We start from the raw sequence: 24,988 nt of genomic DNA on the forward strand, positions 1-24,988 counted from the left end.
ATTTTATCAGTTTTACGCTCCGGTTTTTTCTGAGTTTGTGAGAAATCCGGGGTTAGTGATGTGCAATCAGCGATTAAATTAGCGAACCAAATTAACTGGTGGTTTTGTAACGATCCAGAGAATGATGATCCAGTAGCAGTGCCAATTTTAGGCCGCAGTAAACGCGATGCACACCTTCAAAGTTTCTCTGCTTCAAAAGATTATCAAGAACATCGACAACGCGGACAGCCTCACTGGGGTGAGCGTTGGCTAGGTACAGCTTGTCCTCTCCAAGGTCAGATCAATAAGGATTTTGTTAGACAATTCTTAGGTAACAAAGCACTCAAACCGGGAACTGAACCCTGTCATACTCTCAAAAAAATGCCTAAAAGCGATCGCAGCAAGCGACGTAAAAACCTCGGTTCATCCTATTTGTGTCTATTCTTTGATAAATGCCCATCCCAACAGGTTTATCGTGATATGCCAAATGCTCGTGTTTGGATTACAACTCCTGGCGCGATGGCAATGGCAGGATTACCGCGTCATTTAGAGTTGCGCCCGATCAAAATCGGTGAACTCGTCAACGAACAATCAGATTTTGTGGTCTTTGATGAAATAGAAACAATAATCAAGTGGTTTGATGACACTTATGCTGAGGAGGTGGTTCTGACTGACGGTGGTAATAGCGGCGTTTTTGATGATATTGGCGTGAAAACTGAACAATTCTCAAAAACTAACCGTGTTATGCCCCCATCAACACAACGATGGACTGGTGCAGAACGTGATGCACAAAAAGCAATTACAGCAACACTAACCCTACTCGATAAACAGGTTGGACATCAAGTTCTCCGTAATTGGATCAAACGAGGTTACTTTACACCTAACTCCCTTCTGTTCAAATTTGCGCGTCGTCTTGCTGGATTGGAAGAATTTGAACCTTCTGATACATCTGAGGCAGTTTCAAGAGCAAATGCTCAACTTGTTGAGCCAATTGTGCGTTATTTTGATGACCTGCTTAACGAGGATGATCCCTTGCGGATGCAGCCTTCATCTAACCCAAACCGAGATCCAGTTTTTCGTCTGGCGCGTCTTATGCAAGAAATCAATAGTACTGGAGAAAGTGCTTCAGATGAGAATATCTACAGAGATTGCAGAGCCTGGATTATCGAATTTTTCCCAAATACAGAACAGTGTTTAGCGCAACTACGAACAGAATTGGAGAATCGCAATCAAAGTTCTCAACAAAAGGGACGTTCACCGAACGGGGATGAGCCAGATGTAGATACTGTTGAAACGTTGGCTTACCGCCTCCAATTTGCGCTGACGATCGCTCTTTTAGATCGGCACACTCGAATTGTCTTCTATGAATGGCACAACCGACCCCAATCAATCAACGATGAATCACCCCATCGTCGGATGCCTGCTGCAATGTTGAATATTTTGCCATTGCCTCCCACAGGACGGCAGTTTGGCACTTATTACTCCAGAGGAAATGATGACGATAAAAGATCCAGATATGGGAGCAATAATGCGCTGACGTTGTTTGCCTACACCAATATTGGACGCTGCTACATTTTAAACTTTCATCGTTTATTAACAGATTTTAACGGTCAACGTGGCCCCAATGTGCTGGCACTTTCTGGAACATCCTACTTACCAAATTCTACCAGCTTTCATGTTGGTAATCCGCAAGGTGTTTTAATGCCAGAACAGGGGGCGAGAGAGGCGATCGCTCAAAGTCATTTCAAATTTCTTCCCCAATTCAATCAAAAGAAAAAACCCCTCCGCATTTCTGGTAGCCCTGAACGGCAGAAAATGGGCTTGTTTCAGGAAATAGCGCGATCGCTCGTTGGTACTAACGGTACAGGTCATCTAGGACAAGAACTCAGAGAATTAAAGCGCCTTGGAGAAAATGATTTAAGTAACCACTGGAAGGATCGCGATCGCCTTCTTCTACTCGTCAACTCCTACGATCAAGCTCGTTGGGCAGCAAACGAAATTCGCAATTGCTGGTCTAGTAAGCAGGACGTTGTTTATCACCTAGTCCCTGACAATATAGAGACATACACGGAAGATAACTTTGATGAGCTAACGAAATTTGTCAAACCACCTGATAAGGGTGCGCTCAATCGTGCAGATATTGAAACTTTTGGGCAAATTAAGGGAGAGATTCTTGTTGCTCCTATGAATGCGATCGGGCGTGGTTTCAATATTTTGAATGCCAACGGTAAAGCCGCATTTGGTGCTATTTACTTTCTGACTCGTCCATATCCACACCCACATGATACACAGGCGATCGCCCAAGAAATGAACCGTCGCGCTTTAGACTGGGCGGATAAAGCAGACTTTCTCGCATGGCAACAAGGAGACGGAATTGTACAACGTGCAGAAAAGGTGCGCCAACTAGCGGCGCGTTACTGGCGATCGGTTGAGCAACGTTCTTACTATAAAACCCTGCGCGATAATCAGGAATTACTTGCTTTTCCACGGTTCGACCTCGCTGCAACCACAGCTGGGTTAGTTATTCAAGCCGTTGGTCGTCTTTTGCGTGGAGGTGTCCCCTTTCGTGGTTATTTTGTAGATGCAGCTTGGGCCCCCAAGAGTGCTGCGAAGATAGCTGATCCAGAATTATCTGAACTAGATACAGAAGAGACAAGTCTTCTGGTTGCTATGCTTCTACGAATCTGCGACTACGCCAGCGAGGAAAACACGGTGGGAAATGCGCTTTACAAGCCTCTAGCCGATGCATTGGAAAGAATTGAAGACCTGTATTGGTAAATTTTTTGTATAAAGGAATTCATAATGCCTAAAAAAGACGTGCAACCTCCTATTCTCTTACCTGCCAGAATGAATCTTGCAGAAAATGCTCTTACAGATTTGGAAATTGCGGTACTTGAGTTTCCATTTGCAGAAATTGTTGCGGACTTTCGTAACAGTATAGAAGAAGTTCTCTCACCTAATCGCAAGAAAAAGGTCTGGATACCATATCGACAGTTAAACAATGGATTGCTTGCCTGTGCATCAACATTGACACATGGTTTTGAATACTTTGATACGGGTGATTATCGAGCTTTAGCTGTAGGAACGCTTGAAAATCTGTTGCGAGTTCCAACTCCTGAGCAAATACATGAGTTAGTGATGATTTGGGCGCAGGAGTGGGCAAAGCAATTTGATGGTAAGGGTAAAGCAGATCAGGTGAATAGTGTTTGCGATCGCTTCCTTGAAAATATGACCATAATTCCTACTAATTGGAATTGGCAACCTATTACTCCAAAAACGCTCATTCAAAACATCAATGCTGAAAAAGGACTGGGATACCAAGCTATTCCTAGTTTCTTAGCAACATTGCTGCATGAAAAAAAATGTATTATTCGCTCCGGGCAAAGAGAGCAAGAAATCCAGTGGCGCAAGGTACAAGGCGATGGCTCAGGTCGTACTGGACTATTCTTAGTCAGTCAACCGTTTCCGGCACTGTACACAGATGACTATGGCAACGAAAGGGAAGGTTATTTTGTCTATCGCTTGGATTTTCGCGTTCAGACTCAAGCAGGGCGATTCAACCAAAATGGCAAGCTTCAACCGTGGATTTTTTTGCATTTAAGTTGCCAACGATATGCTCATGAGCCATTAATTGAAATGAATTATGGTCGTGATATCTCTGTACTGATGGGAATGAATGAGGAACGTTTATCTGGTTACGAAGTAGATTCGACTTTGATACGTCTTACCATTGAGAACAATGGAAGAGAAGATAGTAATCTGTGGAAATTTCAATTACCAAATCTGTTAGCTGCATTCAAAGCGCGTCCCATTGAAACAACCGATAACATTCGTAGTAACCCTTCTAGATACGGCAATTTAGATAATCATCCTAACTGGAATAGAGATGAATATTATTTAGTTCATGCTGAAGGATACAAGTATGAACATGAAAACCATAAAAGAGGACATAGTATTAAACCAGGATTTAGTTTACAGGAACGCGGTGATATTGTTGCTCAAGTATTAGAACTTTTAAACGGTGTTTTGATACCTGATGATCCAATGCAATCTGATATTCCTGCTCCATCTGGCCAAAAAACACCCTTGGCGATGCGTGATTACGAATATATTTCTCAACCTCCAAGTTTTACAAAACAACAAAAAGAAAAGCTGACTGAAAAAGAAATTAAGCAACGTGTAAATAACCGTCGTCAAGAAAGACAAACGATCATTGCTGATGCTATTGAGCGGGCATTGCAACGAAAACCCACACATCTTTTTATTCTGTGGCTCGAACGAGATACCTATGATGTAACTTACCAGACATTACGTGATGCTTTCCTGCTCAATGAAGGAGAAGATTTTCCAGAGCATATCAAAGTATCATCTGTGTGGATTGATAATCCAAATCTCTTGAAACCACTCGACACAGCCGGACTTGCACCTAAAGATGGTCAAGAGTTTGACAAACAGATTCGCAAGCAGCATCAAATGAAACTCGATGCATGGCGCAACTTTTTGAAACATAAGGTTATTGCTTCAATTGACTCTACTACTAAGCCTTACTGTTTTGCGATCGTTGAGATTGGACAAACAAAAAAGAAGGGAGTTCATCCTAAACAAAGCATCTATAGAGTAGTTCGTGAAGCTTGTGTGTTAGAAAAAATCGGTTCCCAAATGGTGCAAACAGTTATAAGACCAAAATCATCTGCTAAAGAAGATGAAAGCACAGATACATCGCTATCTTACAGCAAGAAGACGGAAGGACGTATTCTAAGTGCTGTACTGGATGTAACCCTACGCCAAGTTGGGGCACTCTATGGACTGCCCTCAGAAGTCTATGAACGGGCAGGAATACCCAAAGAAATCGCCCAAAATCTAGATGTAATTGCCCTTTGTCGCCGAAAAGCCACTCAAGGACAAGATAATATTCACTATGCCTTAGCTGTTCGTCTGCGGGCAAATGGTGCAGTTGATGTGTTATTCCCCGATCGCAACTATTGGATTCCTTATGCACAGGCGGGGATTGAACTGGGACAGATTTTCTCAAGAGTACGGTGCGATCGCAATTCTTTTAAAACAGTTCAGTTAAAAGGAATAGAATTAGCAAAATTTGCAGCGGATGTAGTAACACAAGTAGGCGATCATCCGACTCTTGTCTTAATTGAAGCCGATGTATGGCGTAACGAACGTGGTGAAGAAAATGGAGGTCAAGCTTGGTTCCAACTAAAAAATGAATATCTCCTTGCAAACCGAGATGTCTTAGACTTCCAACACGTTCCAGGTCATGCTTGTATATATCCTCGTGACCATAACAAACTCAGGAACTTGCTTGGAATAATTCGCTTCCGCACTGGCGACGAAACAACCCAATATATCACTAATCGAAAAGCTTGGAATGAGAATTCTCCGGCACGAGATTTGATTCATTTAAGCGGCTTTTACGATACCTCTATACCTGAGTTACTACATTACTTTTCTATTGGAAGATTACCAAAAACACAAAAAGCACAAGATACACCAACAGTACGCGAACTTTACATGCTTGACTCTCAAGATGACGAATACGGTGCAAATATTTCATTTAAGCACCAGCAGATGCTAGAAATCTTACCCTTTTTCGTTCATCCAGATTTTCAAAAAACAGAAGAAAGCCTAAAAGCGCTTTGCCGAGTCCCACACTACCTACGATTTTCACCAGCATGGTCTATGGGTAATATTCTTTCGCCATATCCAATGCATCTAGGCAAACAACTAATACGGGATCACTTGTGCATCCTTGGTGTAGAAGTATGAATCAATGTTTATTATCTATCAGGAAATTCGATATATCGCTTTAAATAGGCAAATACGTCGATATGCGTATTTAACTAAAGAACACAACCAAATTCTACTGTGGTACGCAGTCCTTGTAAAACTTTGACGGAAGAGTTTTGAAAATCCCAGGTATAAATTGACCGTTTTGGAAAACAAATGCTTGTTGTCGAAGCGAGTTAGGTGAAACTTTTGCTGCTTATTAAATGGGCGATACTGGATTTGAACCAGTGACCCCATCCGTGTGAAGGATGTGCGCTACCCCTGTGCTAATCGCCCAAGATTCATCATCATATCATAGGTTTGACAAAATATAACTTGTAGCTTTAGTTATCAGAGAATAATTGATCAAATTCAGATTGCGTAGGCGTAGCCCGTCGTAGACATCGCTCCCCCCAACACCTCAACACTAGCCACGAGAGTCACGGAAGCTTCATTTCTTTAGTTTATCTAAAGTCGCATCTAACTTCTCAAATTACCTTTCTAAGATAGAAGCAGCGACCATAAAGTTGCGACATATGACCCAACTAACAGCTAGTGGTTACGGAGAACACAAAAATGACTCAAGCGCCAGAATCTTTAGATTTGTCTCTCAACGACGCTACAGACAAAGCTTTAGATCGTGATTGTACAACTCTATCGCGTCACGTTCTACAGCAACTTCAAAGTTTTTCGGCAGATGCACAAGATTTGAGTGCGCTGATGAATCGTATTGCCCTGGCTGGCAAACTAATTGCTCGTCGCATGAGTCGGGCTGGTTTAATGGAAGGCGTTCTCGGATTTACTGGGGAAGTGAATGTCCAAGGTGAATCCGTCAAAAAAATGGATGTTTATGCCAACGATGTTTTTATCTCAGTATTTAAGCAAAGCGGCTTGGTTTGTCGCTTGGCTTCTGAGGAAATGGACAATCCTTATTACATTCCCGAAAATTGCCCCATTGGGCGCTATACCCTGCTGTATGACCCAATTGATGGCTCATCCAACACCGATAACAATCTCAGCTTAGGTTCCATTTTCGCTATTCGCCAACAAGAAGGCAATGATAGCGATCGCCAAGCAACTGACCTCCTGGCCAACGGACGTAAGCAAATTGCTGCCGGATACATCTTATATGGGCCTAGCACAATGCTGGTTTATAGTATAGGTAAGGGCGTTCATTCCTTTGTCCTCGACCCCAGCTTAGGCGAATTTATTCTCACAGAAGAAAATATCCGCATTCCCAACCACGGTTCTATTTACAGCGTCAATGAGGGTAACTTCTGGCAATGGGAAGAATCAATTCGAGAATACATCCGCTACGTTCACCGCACAGAAGGCTATACCGCTCGATATAGCGGGGCAATGGTGAGTGACATCCATAGAATTTTAGTTCAAGGCGGCGTATTTCTCTACCCAGGCACAATTCAAAAACCAGAAGGTAAATTGCGCTTGCTTTATGAAACTGCTCCTCTAGCTTTTTTGATTGAACAAGCAGGCGGTCGTGCCACTACAGGACTAGTTGATATCTTAGATGTAGTACCAAAAAAATTGCATCAGCGCACACCTTTAATTATTGGTAGTAAAGAAGATGTGGCGAAAGTGGAGTCTTTTATTCAAAACGGTCATTAGATGAGGATGAGAAAAAGGCCAAGGATGCATTTAGATTTCATTAATTAAAGGTTAATCATGGTGATTTAGGATTGGGAATGCATAATAGCAGTTCTTGAAAATCAATTAAGGATTATCTCAGCTGGTCGATGCGATAAGTGATTGGCAACGGCACAATTCAAAGAGTCACCATCAATAATCAACACTTAATAACTAACAGATGTTAACTGATAGCTGTTTGAAAAATTGATGGATGCCAACTTCACTAGGAAACATCATACAGGAGTGAAAAACTAGGTTATGTCAACCAATCATCTACTAGAAATTAAGCAATACGGTCAAAGTATCTGGATGGATAATTTGAGCCGTGACATTATTCAATCAGGCGAACTCCAAGACTTGGTTGAAAATCAAGGAATTTGTGGAATAACCTCCAACCCAGCGATCTTTGAAAAAGCGATCGCTGGCAATGTCATTTACGATGCCGATATAGAAGCCGGAGTTCGCGCTGGCTTACCAACATACAAAATTTACGAATCGCTGATTTTTGCAGATATTCGTAGTGCGTGTGATATTTTACGCCCTGTTTATCAAGCCTCAAATTTCCTTGATGGTTATGTAAGCATCGAAGTACCACCCACCATTGCCCACGATACCCAAGCAACAATAGCCGAAGCCAGACGGTATTTCCAAGAAATTGGACGGGAAAATCTGATGATTAAAATTCCCGGTACTGAGGCTGGTTTGCCAGCAGTAGAACAGGCGATCGCCGAAGGCATGAATGTTAACATCACATTGCTGTTTTCTGTGGAAAGCTACATAAACACAGCTTGGGCATATATTCGGGGTTTAGAAAAACGGGCTAGCGTTGGTAAAGACATCAGCAAAATTGCTTCAGTTGCCAGCTTCTTCCTCAGTCGGATTGATAACAACATTGACGCCAAAATAGATGCTAAGTTGAAAAAAGGTGTTGATGATATTGCCGTGGAAGCGAAGCTGAAGGCTGTTCAAGGAAAAGTAGCGATCGCCAACGCCAAGATTGCCTACCAAGAATACAAGAAAATCATCAAAAGCGAACGTTGGCAAGCCTTGGCAGCAAAAGGAGCCAAAGTACAGCGGCTACTGTGGGCTAGCACCAGCACCAAAAACCCCAGCTACAGCGACGTGATGTATGTCGATGAGTTGATTGGGCGAGATACGGTGAACACCCTACCACCAGGCACTATCAAAGCTTGTGCTGATCATTGTAAAGTAGGCGATCGCTTAGAAACAGGCGTACAAGAAGCTTACAACCTGATCGAAAACCTCAAAGATCCCGATATCAACATCGATCTCGATACCGTAATGGATGAACTCTTAACTGAAGGTATTGACAAGTTCATCCAACCCTTCCAGTCCTTGATGAACTCTTTAGAAGAAAAGATCAAGGTATTGTCACCAGTGTAGGGGCTGGGGAATGGGGAGTAGGGAGTAGGGAGATGAGGGAGATGATGGGGTAGGGAGCAGGGAACAGAGGGGAAAGAGGTAATTATTTCATTCTCCCCCATGCCCCATGCCCCATGCCTCATGCCCTATGCCCCATGCCCCATGCCCCATGCCCCATACTCAACCCAAAATCCAAAATCTAAAATCCCAAATTCCTATGGTCAGTCTGCTAGAAAATCCCTTGCGCGTTGGTCTGCAACAACAAGGGATGCCCGAACCCCAAATTATAGTTATCTTTGGCGCTTCCGGTGACCTTACCTGGCGCAAACTAGTACCAGCACTTTACAAATTGCGGCGAGAACGGCGCATACCACCTGAAACTACCATCGTCGGTGTGGCGCGTCGGGAGTGGAGCCATGAATACTTCCGCGAACAGATGCAGAAAGGTATGGAAGAGGCACATCCCGATGTTGATTTGGGTGAACTCTGGCAAGACTTCTCTCAAGGTCTGTTCTACTGTCCTGGGGATATAGACAAACCGGAAAGCTACCAAAAACTGAAAAATTTATTAACTGAATTAGACGAAAAGCGCGGCACACGAGGCAATCGGATGTTTTACCTCTCCGTTGCCCCGGCATTCTTTCCCGAAGCAATTAGGCAGCTAGGAACTGCCGGAATGCTAGAAGATGCCTACAAACATCGTCTGGTAATTGAAAAACCCTTTGGTCGTGACTTGGCTTCAGCCCAAAGTCTCAACCAAGTGGTACAGAAATTTTGCAAAGAAAACCAAGTTTATCGTATCGACCACTACTTGGGTAAAGAAACAGTCCAGAATTTGCTGGTATTTCGCTTTGCCAATGCGATTTTTGAACCATTGTGGAATCGTCAATTTGTTGACCACGTGCAAATTACTGTAGCAGAAACTGTGGGCGTGGAAGACCGCGCTGGCTATTATGAAAGCGCCGGCGCACTACGGGATATGTTGCAAAACCATTTAATGCAACTTTACTGCCTAACAGCGATGGAGGCACCCAACTCAATGGATGCCGACAGCATCCGTACTGAAAAAGTTAAGGCACTCCAAGCTACACGTTTAGCTGATGTCCACAATCTTTCACGTTCCGCAGTGCGCGGTCAATATAGTGCCGGCTGGATGAAAGGTCAACCAGTACCAGGGTATAGGGAAGAACCAGGTGTCGATGCCAAATCCACGACACCCACCTACGTAGCCATGAAGTTTTTAGTTGATAACTGGCGCTGGCAGGGTGTTCCCTTCTACCTGCGTACTGGTAAGCGGATGCCAAAAAAAGTCAGTGAGATTTCCATCCACTTCCGCGACGTTCCTTCTCGGATGTTTCAATCCGCCGCGCAACAGAGAAACGCCAATATTTTGGCAATGCGGATTCAACCGAATGAAGGAATTTCCCTCCGCTTTGATGTGAAAATGCCCGGGGCAGAATTCCGCACCCGTTCCGTGGACATGGATTTTAGTTATGGCTCCTTTGGTATCCAAGCAACTTCCGATGCCTACGATCGCCTCTTCCTTGATTGTATGATGGGCGACCAAACATTATTCACCCGCGCCGACGAAGTAGAAGCAGCTTGGCAAGTAGTAACTCCAGCCCTTTCAGTTTGGGATGCACCTACAGACCCAACCTCCATTCCTGAGTACGAAGCCGGTACTTGGGAACCAGCCCAAGCAGAATTATTAATTAACCAGGATGGCCGTCGCTGGCGCAGATTGTAAAAACTTAGGAGTTAAGAGTTATGAGTTAGAAGTTAAAAGTTATGAGTTATGAGTTATGAATTAAGAATTATGAGTTAACAATTGTTAGCTTTTAACTTCCAACTTCTAACTCCTAACTATTAATTTCCAACTCCTAACTCCTAACTAACTTTTAACTTATCCAAAAAACAAAGCTGACCACTCACAACTATTATGGCTCCCCAAGCTCCTACTATTTTTTCACTTCAAGCTCCGAAGGATATTTCACTCACAGAAATAGAAGCGGAACTTAATCAAATCTGGCAAAGTTATGGCATTACAGGCGAAGATGGTGGACTTCCTGCTGCTACTCGCGCCACGACATTTACTTTAGTGGTTTACGAACCAGAAGAAACTCAGTATCTTTTAGCTACTTTAGGATTTTACAACGGGCCCCTGGATGGAATTTTAGGGCCTCAGATGGAAGCCGCCCTGCGCCAAGTACAAATAAAATATGCGCTGCCGGAAACAGGAATTGCAACACCTGAAACCCTGGCTATATTGCGAGAAGAATTCAGCAAACGTCAGGGAAATGGGGCTGGCGGGGATAATGGTTCTGTTTCCTATAACTTAAATGCGCCAAGCCCCAGGATAGCTGATGAAATCGCTCTCCGTAACCCCTGCCGGATTATTGCCCTGTTTCCCATTACTGGAGAAGATGAAGGCGTCAAGGCTCAAGTTTCTGCCTATTGCCCCATTCAAAAGCAATCCTCAAGTACACTGATCTGCTGCGAATATATAACTCTCAGTGGCACAGCTGCTGCCTTGGAACGCATAGGGGGGATGATTCCAGCATTGTTGATTGGTGGCTTGCCAAAATTTCTTTGGTGGAAGGCAACACCAGACCCCAACAACACTTTATTCAAACGGCTGGCAGCAGTCTGCAATAACGTGATTGTCGATTCTTGCCGCTTTAACGAGCCAGAAAGTGACTTACTCCGCCTAGAAGAATTGGTGGAAACTGGTGTTCCTCTGGCTGACTTAAACTGGCGTCGCCTCTCAGCATGGCAGGAATTGACAGCTGAGGCTTACGACCCACCCCACCGTCGGGCTGCTCTCAAAGAGGTTGATAGAATAACAATTGATTACGAAAAAGGTAACCCCGCACAAGGATTGCTGTTTTTGGGTTGGCTAGCAAGTCGTCTAGAATGGCAGCCAGTTTCCTATCAACAGGAAAGTGGAGATTACGACATCACTCGTATTCGTTTCCTTGCCCAAGACCAAAGACAAGTAGAAGCCGAGTTAGCCGGTGTTCCAGTTGCTGATGTGGGTGAGATTGTTGGCGACTTGATTGCTATCCGCCTGAGTTCCACAAATCCCAAAGCAGACTGCGGTACAGTCATCTGCTCAGAAACAGGTGGTTGTATGCGCATGGAAACACACGGTGGTGCCCAAGCCGCGGGTCTGTTTCAACAAGTCAGTTCACTCTCGGAACAAAAGGCCGAAGCATTGCTGAGTCAGCAGGTGCAACGCTGGGGCCGCGAGTCACTTTTTGAAGAAAGTCTAGGAGTGATAGCGAAAAGTTTTAAGATTGCGAGTTAAAACAGACGCGATTAATTACGTCTGTACAAGAGTTAGGAGTTATAATTCATAACTTCTGACTCTTAACTCCTAAGTGTTCCATGTCTGTAATCATTGCTGGAGAACGTAGTGGGGTGGGCAAGACAACAGTCACGCTCACCCTTTTAGCATCTTTATGTCGTCGCGATCGCCCTGTACAATCTTTCAAAGTCGGCCCAGATTACATCGATCCGATGTTTCATACTTACGTCACGGGTCGCCCATGTCGCAATTTAGATCCAGCCTTGACATCAGAAGCTTACGTTCAGCAATGTTTTGCCCATCATAGTCAACTAACTGAATATTCCCTAGTAGAAGGGGTAATGGGGCTATTTGATGGAATTGGCCATGGGCAAAAAAAGCAAAAATCAACAGACTTTGCGAGTACGGCACACATGGCGCGGCTGTTAGATTTACCTGTGGTGTTGGTGATTGATTGTAGCCGTTTGTCTGGTTCTGTAGCTGCGATCGCCCACGGCTACCAATGTTTTGATCCTCGAATTAAAATGGCTGGTGTGGTGCTTAATCGAGTGGGTAGCGATCGCCATCTCTCTCTCCTCAAAGATTCCCTAGAACCCCTACAATTACCGATTCTCGGCGTGCTGCGGCGTCAAGATAATATTACAATTCCCGATCGCCATTTGGGTTTAGTACCCACAGCCGAACTTCCCCAATTGAATGCTTTAATCAATCGCCTCGCCGATTTAGGAGACACCTGCTTCGATTGGCAACGCTTATTACCTTTGTTAAAATCTAAACCTTTACCTGTCTCTCACACTCTGCGGGAAACTAAAACTACATTCCCAGTCAGGATTGCTATTGCCCGCGATCGCGCTTTTAATTTCTACTACCAAGACAATCTTGATTTACTACAACAACTAGGTGCAGAACTGGTTTACTGGAGTCCTCTAATAGATGCCGGACTACCAAAAGATGTGCAGGGAATATATTTTGGGGGCGGTTTTCCCGAAGTTTTTGCCCAGCAATTAGCAGAAAATATCAGCGCTCGTAATGCGGTGAAAACAGCAATTCTTCAAGGAATGCCGACGATTGCCGAGTGTGGAGGATTGATGTATTTGTGTGAGCAAATTATCGATTTTGAGGGTAAATCTTGGCCGATGGCAGGAGTTTTACCAACATCTGCACTGATGGGTGGACGTTTAACCTTGGGTTATCGTCGTGCTGTAGCTTTGCAAGATAATCTGTTAGTGAAAGCAGGTCAAACTGTTTACGGACATGAGTTTCATCGTTCTCATTTAACTTTAACTCCCAGTCAGCCCCTATTTGAAACTTATCGCTATGATTGCGAGGAAAATATGGGATGTGAGGGATGGGGTTTGCCTGTAAATGTTCACGCTTCTTATGTGCATTTGCATTGGGGTCAAAGCCTAGAAATTCCGCAATCTTTTCTTAAAGAATGTCTGAAATTTGCATCTTCAAAAACGTGGATTTAAGCAAGTATAGCCGTAGTCACACAGGTTAGGACATTTTGAAAGCATGGAAGCTAGGAATAGTAATACTTTTACCTCCTGCCTGCTGCCTCCTGCCTTCTGCCTCCTGCTATAAATATACCAATTAAAAAAATCTTTGCGACACATCAAAAATCTGTAGGGTCGCAAAGCCTTCTGCCCCTACCCAATCTATCTATCCCATTGTTTTTTCAAATTGGTATTACTAACAGAAATAACCAAATCACAAAAGGATAAGCAACTCATTGCTAACTTTGGCTACTTTTATGATTTTTTCAAATGTTCTAAATAAACGGCAACCTTTATCGTAATGCTGTTACATCTTTGTTAAGAATCGTTACAAAACTCTTAACACAAGGAAATAATTCTTATGGCCGTTTCACTTGAGAATAATGTACCACATAAGGTTGTAATCATTGGTGGTGGCTTTGGTGGACTATATACAGCAAAACATCTTGCAAAGGCGAATGTAAATGTTACTCTGATCGATAAACGTAACTTTCACCTTTTTCAGCCGCTTTTATATCAAGTTGCCACAGGTACGTTATCACCTGGTGACATTTCCTCACCATTGCGAGCTGTGTTCAGCAAAAGCAAGAATACACAAGTGTTGCTGGGAGAAGTAAATGATATCGATCCAAAAGCACAAAAAGTTATTCTGGATGATAATGTCATACATTACGATACATTAATTGTCGCCACAGGTGCGAATCATTCCTATTTTGGTAAAGATAACTGGCAAAAATTTGCTCCTGGCTTGAAAACTGTTGAAGATGCGATAGAAATGCGTCGCCGGATATTTGGCGCATTTGAAGCAGCGGAAAAAGAAACCGATCCCGAAGCACGTAGGGCTTGGTTAACTTTTGTGATTGTAGGGGGTGGCCCGACTGGTGTAGAATTAGCAGGCGCGATCGCCGAGTTGGCACACAAAACTCTCAAAGAAGATTTCCGCAGCATCGACACCTCAGAAACAAAAATTTTGCTATTGCAAGGGGGCGATCGCATCCTCCCACATATTGCGCCACAGTTATCCCAAGTAGCAGCAGAATCTTTGCAAAAATTGGGTGTGGCTATCCAAACTAACACCAGGGTGACAAATATTGAAAATGACATCGTTACTTTCAAGCAAGGCGGTGAAGTGCAAGAAATTCCCTCAAAAACTATATTATGGGCAGCAGGTGTAAAAGCTTCCCCAATGGGACAAGTCCTAGCAGAACGTACAGGTGTAGAGTGCGATCACGCCGGACGGGTGATTGTAGAACCAGACTTGACTATTAGGGATTATAAAAACATTTTTGTAGTCGGAGATTTAGGCAACTTCTCCCATCAAAATGGTAAACCCTTAGCTGGTGTTGCACCCGTAGCCAAACAACAAGGAGAGTATGTAGCTAGACTTATTCAAAAACGGCTTAAAGGTCATACTTTGCCACAATTTCATTACAACGACGTAGGTAGTTTGGCGATGATTGGGCAAAATTTAGCTGTTGTAGATTTAGGCTTCATCAAACTCCAAGGTTTCCTTGCTTGGGTATTTTGGCTATTAGTTCACATCTACTTTTTAATCGAGTTTGACACTAAATTATTAGTAGTATTTCAGTGGGCATGGAATTATATCACTCGTAATCGTCGCTCTAGATTAATTACAGGTCGAGAAGCTTTTGTAGAAGCAAAAACTGTTAGCAATAGCAGTCATGTTGTGTCTAGTTAAAAGATAATTCATACCGTTTATTTGTGAAGCTGCGCCAAATCCTAACTTTTTTTTAACGCAAAGGTGAGGCAGCGACGGGTACGTAGGGGGTTTCCCCCATGAGCGACTGCCGACGCAGAGGTTTTCTAAAGATAGTTCGCTATGTCTCAAAATAATTAGGTGCATCTTCATAGAGAATTGATATCAGAATTCAGAATTCAGCAGTCTTTTAGAGGATGTTTGAAAAGTCCTCTTGTGGGTGTCTTTAATTTTGAATTTTGAATTCGGAGCTAAGCGACGTGACTTGATGATTAACTTGGCAAAGAAGTCATATTCATATCGTCATTCAATCTGCGAATTAGCCGCGATAACTCACGAATGATATTCACCGCAATATCTGGAGTTTCTTCGATCGCATCATATAATTGCTCTTGCGTCAGTTCTAAAAATTCACAAGGTTCCAAAGTGGTTGCGCTGGCGGAACGGGGTTGAGTATCAAATACTGCCATCTCACCAAAGTATTTTCCCTGTTCTACCTCTGCCAGCTGTTTATTCCCAATATGAACTTTAACTCTACCTGATACTACAATGTAGAGCGATCGCCCTTCTTCTCCTTGCCTAAAAATCGTGTAATTAGCTGGAAATGACAGTTCATTCATCACTGAAGTCAGCCGCACAATAAAATCATCCCGCAATTCCTTAAAAATCGGGACTCGCCGGACAAATAATAGACGGTCAACACTAGTTAGCATAATTACAAGTTAAAAATAAGAATTCAGAATTCAGAATTCAGAGCAATCAAAGAATCAATGTAGGGGCGTACAGCTAGCTGTACATCCCTATCAACGCATTTACAACCGGAATTTCGTATCAAGTCACAGGGCGATTAGTCATATTAACCGATGTCCATCGCTAGTTGCCAAGAATATCCCATAGTGAATCGGTAGAAATCTCTTTAGCATCTAACGAAAACCATCTTTAATTTAATTCACAATTCATAATTAATAATTCATATTTATTAATTTATCAGTCGGTAAATCTTTGGCTTGCCAAGAGCTGACTAAATTCTTCTTGGCCAAGTTATTAATCACTTTAATTTATCATTTTAAAAAACAAGAGTATTTGCTCTTATTCGGTCAAAAGTCATAATATTGACTGCATGAACTCCCAAGGTACCTTGCTGAGAAAAATCACCAATTTGATTGGACGCGTAGTTTACCGCCGTAGGCATCGCTTCTAAAAATTGGGCAATTGGCTGCTGACTGGCGAACCTCTATTGGTGGTTGCTAGGAAGAACAGTTACAAAATATCCTCAACTGCCATCACATCGAGATGCAGAGTCAGGATTTAGGACAAACAGCATTGAATCATTGTGAGTAATGACCATGAGTTGGCTAATCAGTACAGTAATTATTGGGTTCTCTGTAGCTTTTGCAACCACATTTGACGACAATTTATATTTGACAGCTTTCTTTGGAAAAGTCAACCGCACCTTTCACGCCAAGCATATTATTATCGGTGAATTTGTGGGATTCACTGTATTAGTCTTTGCTAGCCTCCCTGGTTTCTTCGGTGGTTTGATTATTCCTAGTACCTGGATTGGTTTACTAGGTTTACTTCCCATCACCATTGGTATCAGTAATTTCATGAGTCGAGGAGATGACGGAGATACAGTACAAGATGTGTCAGTTAACTTGCCCTCTCCTACCAAATCTGGACGCCAGAAGAAATCATTATTGGCAATCATCCGCGACCCGCAAACCTACCGTGTTTCAGCAGTTACCATTGCCAATGGTGGAAATAACATCGGGATTTATGTACCATTGTTCGCTAGTAGCAATCTTCCAAGTTTGGGCGTAATTTTGTGTGCTTGTTATTTGTCTGTTGGGGCATGGTGCTTGTTGTCTTACAAATTGACCCGTAATCCTCTGATGACACCTGTTTTAACTCGCTATGGTCGGAAAGTCTTCCCCTTTGTCTTAATTTGGCTGGGACTGTCTATTTTGATTAAAAGTGAAAGCTATCGACTCTTACCTAGTCTGGCAATGCTTGGCAATTAGCTATAAGGCGATCGCCACGGTGATAAACTTACTACTTTGGGGTGCGATGTCTGACGACAAGCTGCTAAGCTAATGAGCATTTAAGTTGTATAAAACCAGGGCTGGAGCCGCTTACTACAAGCGAATCACTCTGGAAAAATGAATGAAGATTAGCTTAGACCTCTACGCAATGAACTGCTCAAAACTCTTGATGGCTGCTTGTCTCTAATCCGCTTCCCCCGCCAAAAGCTTTTTTATAGCAGGAGGCAGAAGGCAGGAGGCAGCAGGCAGGAGGTAAAAGTATTACTATTCCTAGCTTCCATGCTTTCAAAATGTCCTAACCTGTGTGACTACGGCTATAATTACTTGAATTTATGCTTTTAAATCAAAATAATATTTGCTCTTATCAATCAACTTATCTACAGTGAACATAAAGCACATTATTGATCGCTCTTACAAAAGCAAATCTAACACTGCAACTTATCACAGGAAGCAAACAATGAATAAACTAAATTCCAAAAAACTAACCCAATGGCTCGTAACTGCCCTATTTGTAGTAGTTGTAGCAACATTTTCACTATTCGATCAGCCCAGTGCTAAAGCTCAAACAATAACACCATCAGAACCAGCTTTAGAATCAGCACCAGTAACACCTCCATCTGTATCACCAGTATTGGAACCAACTCCAGTAATATCTCCAGTTGTAGCACCAGTGGAATCTGTAGCAGCAAACGTTAGACGTTTACTAACAACTAAAGAATGTGTCGGGTGTAACTTGACTGGCGCAGTTCTCAAGGATGCAAACCTGCAAGCAGCAAATTTGCAAGGTGCGAACTTACAAAAAGCAGATTTTGAAAGAGCGAACTTACAGCAAACAAACTTACAAGGTGCAAACTTGCAAGGTGCAGATTTAGGCAAAGCAAACATCGCAGGTGCAAATTTGCTAGGAGCAAACCTATTTGATGCAGACCTAGAAAAGGCTAACCTGCTGGGAGCAAACCTACAAGCGGCAAACTTACAGAACGCAGACTTAGAAAAGACAAATCTCACAAATGCAAACATCCAAGGAGCAAACCTGATGGGAGTTGATTTACAAGACGCCATCAGACCCGAAGGATTTATAGCTCAGTAACGAAAGGTGCGTAGCTACAGCGTCAAATAAACCCGCTGATGCTACTTCCATCGCCAAAATTAAATCAAAGTCTCGATCATCCCATCGGCTAAAGTCGGTGGGATTGTTGCTTCATAGTCTTTTGTGAACACTAGAATGATGATAAAGTACTACATTGGCTGCCAGGGAATGTTCTGGAAATGGAGTTTTAGACTATTCATCGTCTTCTTGGGGTTATGGCTACTCCTGGATTTCGGTTCCCGCCTGGGAGCAGAAATTCTTTGGTTTCAGGAAGTCGGCTACCTCCAAGTATTTCTATTGAGGCTAGTGACTCGTGGTACTTTGTGGGTAGTGGTAGCTAGTGTCAGTGCTGCCTATCTACTAGTAAACCTGGCTCTAGCACAACGGCTGAAGCATCCCCGGTCTTTGAAGATTGAGGAAGTTGGATTTAACAGTGAATTAAAAAACTTTCTTAGTGCTGATTATGCAAGACGCGATCGCCTTTTGAAACCTGAGGCGCAAGGCCTAAAACCATTAAAATTACGCTGGCTGTTACCCCTAGCTTTGATACTCAGCTTGTTGACAGGGTTAATGGTGGTTCATTATGGTGAAATTGCTCTTGCTTACTGGCATTCTCCAGTTAATCGGACTACTTTACCGATTCCCGCCCTATTCCGACCAGAGAAAATCTGGCAACTCTTAAACCAGATTGTCTCTCAAATTTGGCATCTTGGCTTAATTGTCGGCGGAGCGATCGCCATTTTAATTTTTCCAGGATTTTTACTCACAGGGATCGCAATTTTTTTGAGTGCCGTTTTTGGGTTGATACTATTCCAAAACTGGGCAAAGGTACTGCAATATTTCCACCCTACTACTTTCAACAGCACTGAGCCTTTATTTGGTCAGGATATCAGCTTCTACATATTTTCCTTACCATTTTGGGAACTGCTGGAACTCTGGCTGATGGGATTATTTTTGTATGGCTTTGTTGCCGTCGCCCTCACTTATCTTCTGTCAGCAGACAGTTTGAGTCAGGGAATTTTCCCTGGTTTTTCCTCCCAGCAGCAGCGCCATTTATACGGTATGGGTGGGTTGTTCATGTTGATAGTGGCTCTAAGTTATTGGCTGAGTCGCTATGAACTCGTGTATTCTAGCCGTGGAGTCAGTTATGGCGCCAGCTACACCGATGTCACAGTTGAGTTACCAACTTACACAGTCTTGTGCGTCGTGGCTCTTGGCATCGCTTTTTACTTACTTTGCCGAACGTTGTTCTGGAAACCCAAATCTCAATATCGCCGCTTGGTGTTTTACGGATTAGGCGTTTATTTAGTAGTAGTTGCAGCCGCTGACGTTGTTCTTCCTGCTGTGGTGCAAAATTTAATTGTCCTACCCAATGAATTGCAAAGAGAGCAACCTTACATTCAGCGTACCATTGCCTTAACTCGCCAAGCATTCGATTTAGAGGCGATCGATGCTAGAACCTTCAACCCCCAAGGAAAATTAACTCAAGCAGATCTTCAAAAAAATGACTTGACAATTCGCAACATCCGCCTTTGGGATCAGCGACCACTGTTAGAAACCAACCGTCAGCTACAACAAATTCGCCCATATTATCGCTTCCCCGATGCCGATATCGATCGCTATAGTTTGAAAACAAAGGAAAGTTCAGACCGACCATCTGCCCCGGAATCAGCCCCTAAACAAGAAGTAGTTGAAGCCGCAGAACGGCGTCAGGTATTAATTGCTGCACGAGAATTAGACTACCGCGCCGTACCACAACAAGCTCAAACCTGGGTTAACCGCCATCTAATTTATACCCACGGTTTCGGGTTTACTGTTAGCCCAGTGAATACAGTGGGGGCGGGCGGGCTACCAGAATATTTTGTCAAAGATATTAGCGGTGATAGTAGCGCTCTGGCAACTTCCAGTCAAGGCATTCGTGAAAGTATTCCCATTGGAGAACCCCGAATTTATTTTGGTGAAATCACTAATAACTATGTAATGACTGGCACAAGAGTTAGAGAATTGGACTATCCCAGCGGTAGTGATAATGTTTATAACTCCTATGATGGAAGGGGCGGCATTAAAATTGGTTCAGCATGGCGTCGCGGGCTATTTGCCATGTATTTGAAAGATTGGCAGATGGTGTTTACGCGGGACTTTTTGCCAGACACAAAAGTGCTATTGCGGCGGAATATCAAGCAAAGAATTCAAGCGATCGCACCTTTTTTGCAATTTGACAGTGACCCTTATCTGGTCACTGCTGATGCAAATCCTAACAATACCAATCCAGACTACCCAGATGACGAACATTATCTTTACTGGATTTTGGATGCCTACACAACAAGCGATCGCTATCCTTACTCAGACACCGCCAGCGACGGTGTTAATTATATCCGTAACTCTGTGAAGGTAGTGGTTGATGCCTACCACGGCATCGTTAACTTTTATATTGCCGATCCCAAAGATCCGATTATTGCCACTTGGTCAAGGATATTTCCCAACACCTTCAAACCGCTCAGCGCCATGCCCATCACGCTCCGCAATCATATCCGCTATCCTGAGGACTTGTTTAAAATTCAATCTGAGCGGTTGATGACCTACCACATGACCGACCCCCAAGTATTTTACAATCGGGAAGACCAGTGGCAGATTCCTAACGAAATCTACGGCAGCGAAGCCCGCCCAGTAGAGCCGTATTATTTGATTACCAGTTTACCCACCGTACCTTTTGAAGAATTTATCCTACTCCTCCCCTACACTCCCAGACAGCGGACTAATTTAATTGCTTGGTTGGCGGCGCGATCGGATAGTGTGAATTACGGCAAATTATTGTTATATGTATTTCCTAAAGAAAGACTAATTTACGGCCCAGAGCAAATCGAGGCGCGAATTAACCAAGATCCAGTAATTTCCCAGCAAATTTCCCTGTGGAATCGCCAAGGTTCGAGAGCCATTCAAGGAAATTTACTAATAATTCCCATTGAACAATCGCTGTTGTACGTCGAGCCAATTTATCTAGAAGCTACACAGAATAGCTTGCCAACTTTAGTGCGAGTAGTTGTGGCTTACGAAAACCGGATTGTCATGGCGCAAACATTAGAACAAGCATTACAAGGAATCTTTCAACCAGAAGTCACACCACCTGCGCCCATTATCCGTCCAGTGGAAGAAGCAAGCCTGCCAAGTCAGTGAGGAGCACAAGGGCAAAGACTTACTGTAGCTTCTTCTGTGCCCCTCTGCTCCCCATTTACCAGGCTAAATTATACCAATTTTCCAAAATTCAGCAACAGATTCAAAGTCAAGAACCCTTATGACACCTGGCTTTCTAAATTTTGAATTTTGAATTTTGAATTTTGAATTTTGAATTGTTATTACTGGTTGTACCAAGTTTTTCGCCATTGCTGCATTTGTTTAATTTCCGTATCTTGTGCTTTGATAATTTCTTGAGCTAATTGCTTGATTTGGGGGCGCTTAGATTTAGCTAAGGCGTCTTGTGCCATTTTTACAGCCCCTTCATGGTGAGGAATCATCGCATTGATAAAGCGCAGATCAAATTCAGCATCAGCGGCACCTAAATCCTGACTCATCATCATCGCTTCCATTTGCTCGGATGACATCTCCATCATGTGACCCATTTGACTGTGATAAGCCATTGGTTTATTTCCCACGTTAGGATACCAAGCTTGTCGCCACTGCTTCATTTGGGTAATTTCTTGGTTTTGCGATTTGATGATATTGTCTGCTAGTTTTTTGATTTCAGGACGTTTGGATTTTCGCTGTGCAACATTCGCCATTTCCAAAGCCCCTTGATGGTGCGGTGTCATTGCATCGATGAACCGTAAATCAAAGTCAGCATCGGCTGGGCCTAAATCCATTCCCATGCTGTGATTCATATGGTTGTCGCTAGCATTGGTAGGAGTTGCGTTTGGCGCTTGGGTTTGGGAAGCAGCATTGGAACAGGCTGTGAGTAACCCACTTGCTGAAGCGATCGCCACAAAGCTTAACGCTAAAAGACTTTTCCTCAAAGATAGCAGCTGCATAAGTTTCATCTAACAGTTTCCTAATTCTATATTTACTTCCTAACTTTGCAGCCAGAAATGAAATTAGGATGAAATCTCAAAAATTTGATTCCTGTTAGCGCAGCGGGGCGTAGCCCATTGTGAATTCTTTGTTTTAATTATCAGTCAAAATTGTGTAAGCTTCATTCACCAAGTGCATTTTCTCTTCTGCTTGTTTTTGTTGTTGCGGCTTACCCACAAATAAATCTGGATGCCATTTTTTTACTAAAGTTCGATAAGCTTGCTTAACCTCACTTAAAGAAGCATTAGGTTGCAATCCTAAAATGCTGTAGGCTTGAGTAATTTTATCTTTTTGTGTCTGGGTTTTTGAGGGATTTGGTGCTTTATTATTTTGAGTTGTATTTTGCTGTTTGTTAGTTTGAGAACCAGGCGATGTCTGACGACCAGCCTTAGGGCTACGCATTTCTGCTTTCATTCGCGCTATTTCCTCATCAAGTTCCCAATTATGAAATTTTGCTTCTACTTCTTCTGGACGTGGAGAAGGAGGAGTTTGTGGTGGTGGAGAAACTTGTTGACGAGAAAATTCTACTTCTTTCTGGGTAGTTTTGGCAGTATTCTCTTGTGCTACTTGTTCTGCACGTGGAGAAGCAGAAGTTTTCGTCTGGGTATTTTTAGTAGTATTCTCCTCTGCTTGGGGATAACTTTTAACTTTCTCTGCTTGTGGCGAATATCGATTATTTATAGTTTTGGATTTTGGAATTTCTTGATAAGGTTGATAATTAACAGGAATTTTTACCTTTTCTAACTCTCGCAGCAGTTCATTAAAAATATTTTGTAACGGCTGTAAATCTTTACGTTTATTAGTAATTTCTAACGGTTCTTGACTGATTTCCAAGTAAATTACTTTTTCGGCTTTCTGTTCATATCCAGCCAAAATTGATAATCCTTGACTGCTAAAATGAGACAAATAATCTTCTGTTGCAGCTATACAAAGTTTGGCAACTTGCTGATGATAAGATTCACTGGCTGATTTTTCTTCTTGTTGTTGAATATTCTTATTTAACATATAGGAAATACTCCCAACGACAGCAGCGCCCACAGGACCACCCAACAACCAACCAATACCGCCACCAACTGCGATGGAACCAGTTTCGCTCAAATCATTGTTATTAGTTGGCTTGGGAGGTAATGTGATTTGGGGTTCGCTAGGGAAAGGAATGAATAAATCTTCTGGTCTTTCTGCTTGAAAAAACTCGTAAGCTTGATAAAGCCATTTCGCTGTTGCTAGTTGTAATTGATTTAAATCTTTTTTCAGACTATTTGTTTGCCATGATTTAAAGTTATTTTCTGCTAATGAAACTGCGGCGTCAGCTTGATATTTTGCCAGTAGTTTGGGTAAAATTAACCACTCACGCAATTCCGAAATACTACTAGCGAAGCCTTGTTTAATTAAGTTAGCAGCTTTTTCTTTGATTTCAATTTTGGCATTTTGTTTATCAACAAGTGATTTTACTTCATGAGCGATGGGGTCAATTTTGGCTTTTAATGATTGTTGAATTTGAGTAGCGATCGCTTCTACTCTTGGCAAACGTACACTACCACGATTTTGTTGTAAAATCCCCACAATATTTTGCAAAGCCGTTTCAAAGGCCACCAAACCGCTACTATTAGCTGCTGCGACATCCCCTTTTAATCTAGCTCGTAAGGCGGGTAAAGCATCAACACGATATAAATTACTAAAACCTGGAGGTAATTCGGCTCGAAAACTTTCCGCGACAAATAGCAGGCGATTTTGGACTTGTTTTTGTTCTTCAGGTTCGAGTAAATTAAGAAAATTGGCAACAAAAATAACTGTTTTAATTCCACGGTCTAATAGCCAATCTCGCAAATTTTCCCGCTCACCCAAAGTCATTAACTTCCGTGCATCTAATAATTGTACAACTAGATCTACACTTAAAAGTTTTTCTCGTACTAAATTATCTTGTTCTTCTCTATCATTAGTTCCTGGTAAATCCAGAAATTCTACACCTGTTTCCAAAAAGGGATGGGGACAAAAAACTTCTACAGATGCTACATCTTTTCGCATCTGTCTATTACCATCAAGAATAGCAAATTGCTGTAAAATTTCCGTCCCACTGCGGTAAATTTCTGTACCATCTACCAACATGATACGAGTCCGCACATCAGAACCATACTTAACAGTAATCGCTGCACCTGTAGTAGGGATTAAATCAATGGGTAATGTGCGATTCCCTAACATCGCATTTAGTAAGGTAGATTTGCCATGATTAAAAGGGCCAAATACCCCAACACGAAAGCTAGGATTAATTAGATAATTACAAATAGAAGTTACATCTTGATGGAGTTGCAATTTCCGTTCTAAGTTTAATAGCGTAGATGCAGATTTGAGATAATCCACTAATTTTTCATACTGTTGTTGCATAGTTACTTCATTCCAGATTTCAAAATATATTTTGAGGAAAATACTTTATTCTCTATTACTCCTCTTTGCGTGAGCATATTACGAACCACAGATAAACATTTATTA

At 42.6% G+C, this 24,988-nt stretch carries 14 protein-coding genes and 1 tRNA gene; 11 read left to right on the plus strand and 4 right to left on the minus strand.

What is annotated here, in order from left to right:
* The first annotated feature begins 60 nt into the window (after window positions 1-60).
* Together ACM0OY_RS28030 and ACM0OY_RS28035 are read left to right on the plus strand one after the other, a co-directional pair.
* Window positions 61-2,757: a hypothetical protein gene (locus tag ACM0OY_RS28030; RefSeq protein ID WP_414572061.1), complete on the plus strand. Its 2,697-nt coding sequence runs from the start codon at window positions 61-63 to the stop codon at window positions 2,755-2,757.
* 24 nt (window positions 2,758-2,781) lie between these two features.
* Entirely contained in the window at window positions 2,782-5,757 is a 2,976-nt protein-coding gene (locus ACM0OY_RS28035) for an RNaseH domain-containing protein (protein ID WP_414572062.1), read from the plus strand.
* Between the two features lie 225 nt (window positions 5,758-5,982).
* Here the strand turns inward: ACM0OY_RS28035 and ACM0OY_RS28040 are convergent.
* Window positions 5,983-6,054: transfer RNA gene (locus ACM0OY_RS28040), tRNA-Val, on the minus strand.
* Between the two features lie 279 nt (window positions 6,055-6,333).
* Here ACM0OY_RS28040 and fbp point away from each other — a divergent pair.
* From fbp to ACM0OY_RS28070, 6 genes are all read left to right on the plus strand, one after another.
* Window positions 6,334-7,383, plus strand: coding sequence for a class 1 fructose-bisphosphatase (gene fbp / locus ACM0OY_RS28045; protein WP_414572063.1), 1,050 nt, complete (start codon window positions 6,334-6,336; stop codon window positions 7,381-7,383).
* A 279-nt stretch (window positions 7,384-7,662) separates the two neighbouring features.
* Window positions 7,663-8,808, plus strand: a complete 1,146-nt coding sequence (gene tal / locus ACM0OY_RS28050) for a transaldolase (protein WP_414572064.1) — start codon at window positions 7,663-7,665, stop codon at window positions 8,806-8,808.
* 196 nt (window positions 8,809-9,004) lie between these two features.
* Complete coding sequence (gene zwf / locus ACM0OY_RS28055; protein WP_414572065.1) at window positions 9,005-10,534, plus strand: glucose-6-phosphate dehydrogenase; 1,530 nt, start codon at window positions 9,005-9,007, stop codon at window positions 10,532-10,534.
* A gap of 192 nt (window positions 10,535-10,726) precedes the next feature.
* Window positions 10,727-12,094 carry a glucose-6-phosphate dehydrogenase assembly protein OpcA gene (opcA, locus tag ACM0OY_RS28060; RefSeq protein WP_414572066.1) on the plus strand — a complete coding sequence of 456 codons (1,368 nt, stop codon included), beginning with the start codon at window positions 10,727-10,729 and terminating at the stop codon, window positions 12,092-12,094.
* Between the two features lie 80 nt (window positions 12,095-12,174).
* Complete coding sequence (locus ACM0OY_RS28065; protein WP_414572067.1) at window positions 12,175-13,566, plus strand: cobyrinate a,c-diamide synthase; 1,392 nt, start codon at window positions 12,175-12,177, stop codon at window positions 13,564-13,566.
* 385 nt (window positions 13,567-13,951) lie between these two features.
* Window positions 13,952-15,289, plus strand: a complete 1,338-nt coding sequence (locus tag ACM0OY_RS28070) for an NAD(P)/FAD-dependent oxidoreductase (RefSeq protein WP_414572068.1) — start codon at window positions 13,952-13,954, stop codon at window positions 15,287-15,289.
* Window positions 15,290-15,579: 290 nt separating this feature from the next.
* Here ACM0OY_RS28070 and ACM0OY_RS28075 read toward each other — a convergent pair whose 3' ends face one another.
* Window positions 15,580-16,020, minus strand: coding sequence for a Crp/Fnr family transcriptional regulator (locus ACM0OY_RS28075; protein WP_073641006.1), 441 nt, complete (start codon window positions 16,018-16,020; stop codon window positions 15,580-15,582).
* Window positions 16,021-16,653: 633 nt separating this feature from the next.
* On the opposite strand from ACM0OY_RS28075, the gene ACM0OY_RS28080 reads away from it, so the two are divergent.
* The 3 genes from ACM0OY_RS28080 (at window position 16,654) to ACM0OY_RS28090 (ending at window position 21,613) form a co-directional block, all read left to right on the plus strand.
* Window positions 16,654-17,328: a cadmium resistance transporter gene (locus ACM0OY_RS28080; protein ID WP_414572069.1), complete on the plus strand. Its 675-nt coding sequence runs from the start codon at window positions 16,654-16,656 to the stop codon at window positions 17,326-17,328.
* Window positions 17,329-17,806: 478 nt separating this feature from the next.
* Window positions 17,807-18,439, plus strand: a complete 633-nt coding sequence (locus ACM0OY_RS28085; RefSeq protein WP_414572070.1) for a pentapeptide repeat-containing protein — start codon at window positions 17,807-17,809, stop codon at window positions 18,437-18,439.
* A 168-nt stretch (window positions 18,440-18,607) separates the two neighbouring features.
* Window positions 18,608-21,613, plus strand: a complete 3,006-nt coding sequence (locus ACM0OY_RS28090) for a UPF0182 family protein (RefSeq protein WP_414572087.1) — start codon at window positions 18,608-18,610, stop codon at window positions 21,611-21,613.
* A 179-nt stretch (window positions 21,614-21,792) separates the two neighbouring features.
* Here ACM0OY_RS28090 and ACM0OY_RS28095 read toward each other — a convergent pair whose 3' ends face one another.
* Together ACM0OY_RS28095 and ACM0OY_RS28100 are read right to left on the minus strand one after the other, a co-directional pair.
* Entirely contained in the window at window positions 21,793-22,461 is a 669-nt protein-coding gene (locus ACM0OY_RS28095) for a DUF305 domain-containing protein (protein WP_414572071.1), read from the minus strand.
* 133 nt (window positions 22,462-22,594) lie between these two features.
* Window positions 22,595-24,883, minus strand: a complete 2,289-nt coding sequence (locus ACM0OY_RS28100) for a dynamin family protein (RefSeq protein WP_414572072.1) — start codon at window positions 24,881-24,883, stop codon at window positions 22,595-22,597.
* Window positions 24,884-24,988: the final 105 nt, after the last annotated feature.

Origin of the sequence: Nostoc sp. CCY 9925, assembly GCF_963920935.1 — a bacterium.
Classification (GTDB): domain Bacteria; phylum Cyanobacteriota; class Cyanobacteriia; order Cyanobacteriales; family Nostocaceae; genus Nostoc.

What these genes read in the sequence shown, in the direction of transcription:
- ACM0OY_RS28080 (WP_414572069.1), top strand. Translation starts at nt 16,654, where the DNA reads ATGAGTTGGCTAATCAGTACAGTAATTATTGGGTTCTCTGTAGCTTTT.
- fbp (WP_414572063.1), top strand. Translation starts at nt 6,334, where the DNA reads ATGACTCAAGCGCCAGAATCTTTAGATTTGTCTCTCAACGACGCTACA.
- ACM0OY_RS28075 (WP_073641006.1), bottom strand. Translation starts at nt 16,020, where the DNA reads ATGCTAACTAGTGTTGACCGTCTATTATTTGTCCGGCGAGTCCCGATT.
- ACM0OY_RS28070 (WP_414572068.1), top strand. Translation starts at nt 13,952, where the DNA reads ATGGCCGTTTCACTTGAGAATAATGTACCACATAAGGTTGTAATCATT.
- ACM0OY_RS28090 (WP_414572087.1), top strand. Translation starts at nt 18,608, where the DNA reads ATGTTCTGGAAATGGAGTTTTAGACTATTCATCGTCTTCTTGGGGTTA.
- ACM0OY_RS28085 (WP_414572070.1), top strand. Translation starts at nt 17,807, where the DNA reads ATGAATAAACTAAATTCCAAAAAACTAACCCAATGGCTCGTAACTGCC.
- ACM0OY_RS28035 (WP_414572062.1), top strand. Translation starts at nt 2,782, where the DNA reads ATGCCTAAAAAAGACGTGCAACCTCCTATTCTCTTACCTGCCAGAATG.
- ACM0OY_RS28065 (WP_414572067.1), top strand. Translation starts at nt 12,175, where the DNA reads ATGTCTGTAATCATTGCTGGAGAACGTAGTGGGGTGGGCAAGACAACA.
- zwf (WP_414572065.1), top strand. Translation starts at nt 9,005, where the DNA reads ATGGTCAGTCTGCTAGAAAATCCCTTGCGCGTTGGTCTGCAACAACAA.
- ACM0OY_RS28100 (WP_414572072.1), bottom strand. Translation starts at nt 24,883, where the DNA reads ATGCAACAACAGTATGAAAAATTAGTGGATTATCTCAAATCTGCATCT.
- opcA (WP_414572066.1), top strand. Translation starts at nt 10,727, where the DNA reads ATGGCTCCCCAAGCTCCTACTATTTTTTCACTTCAAGCTCCGAAGGAT.
- tal (WP_414572064.1), top strand. Translation starts at nt 7,663, where the DNA reads ATGTCAACCAATCATCTACTAGAAATTAAGCAATACGGTCAAAGTATC.
- ACM0OY_RS28095 (WP_414572071.1), bottom strand. Translation starts at nt 22,461, where the DNA reads ATGCAGCTGCTATCTTTGAGGAAAAGTCTTTTAGCGTTAAGCTTTGTG.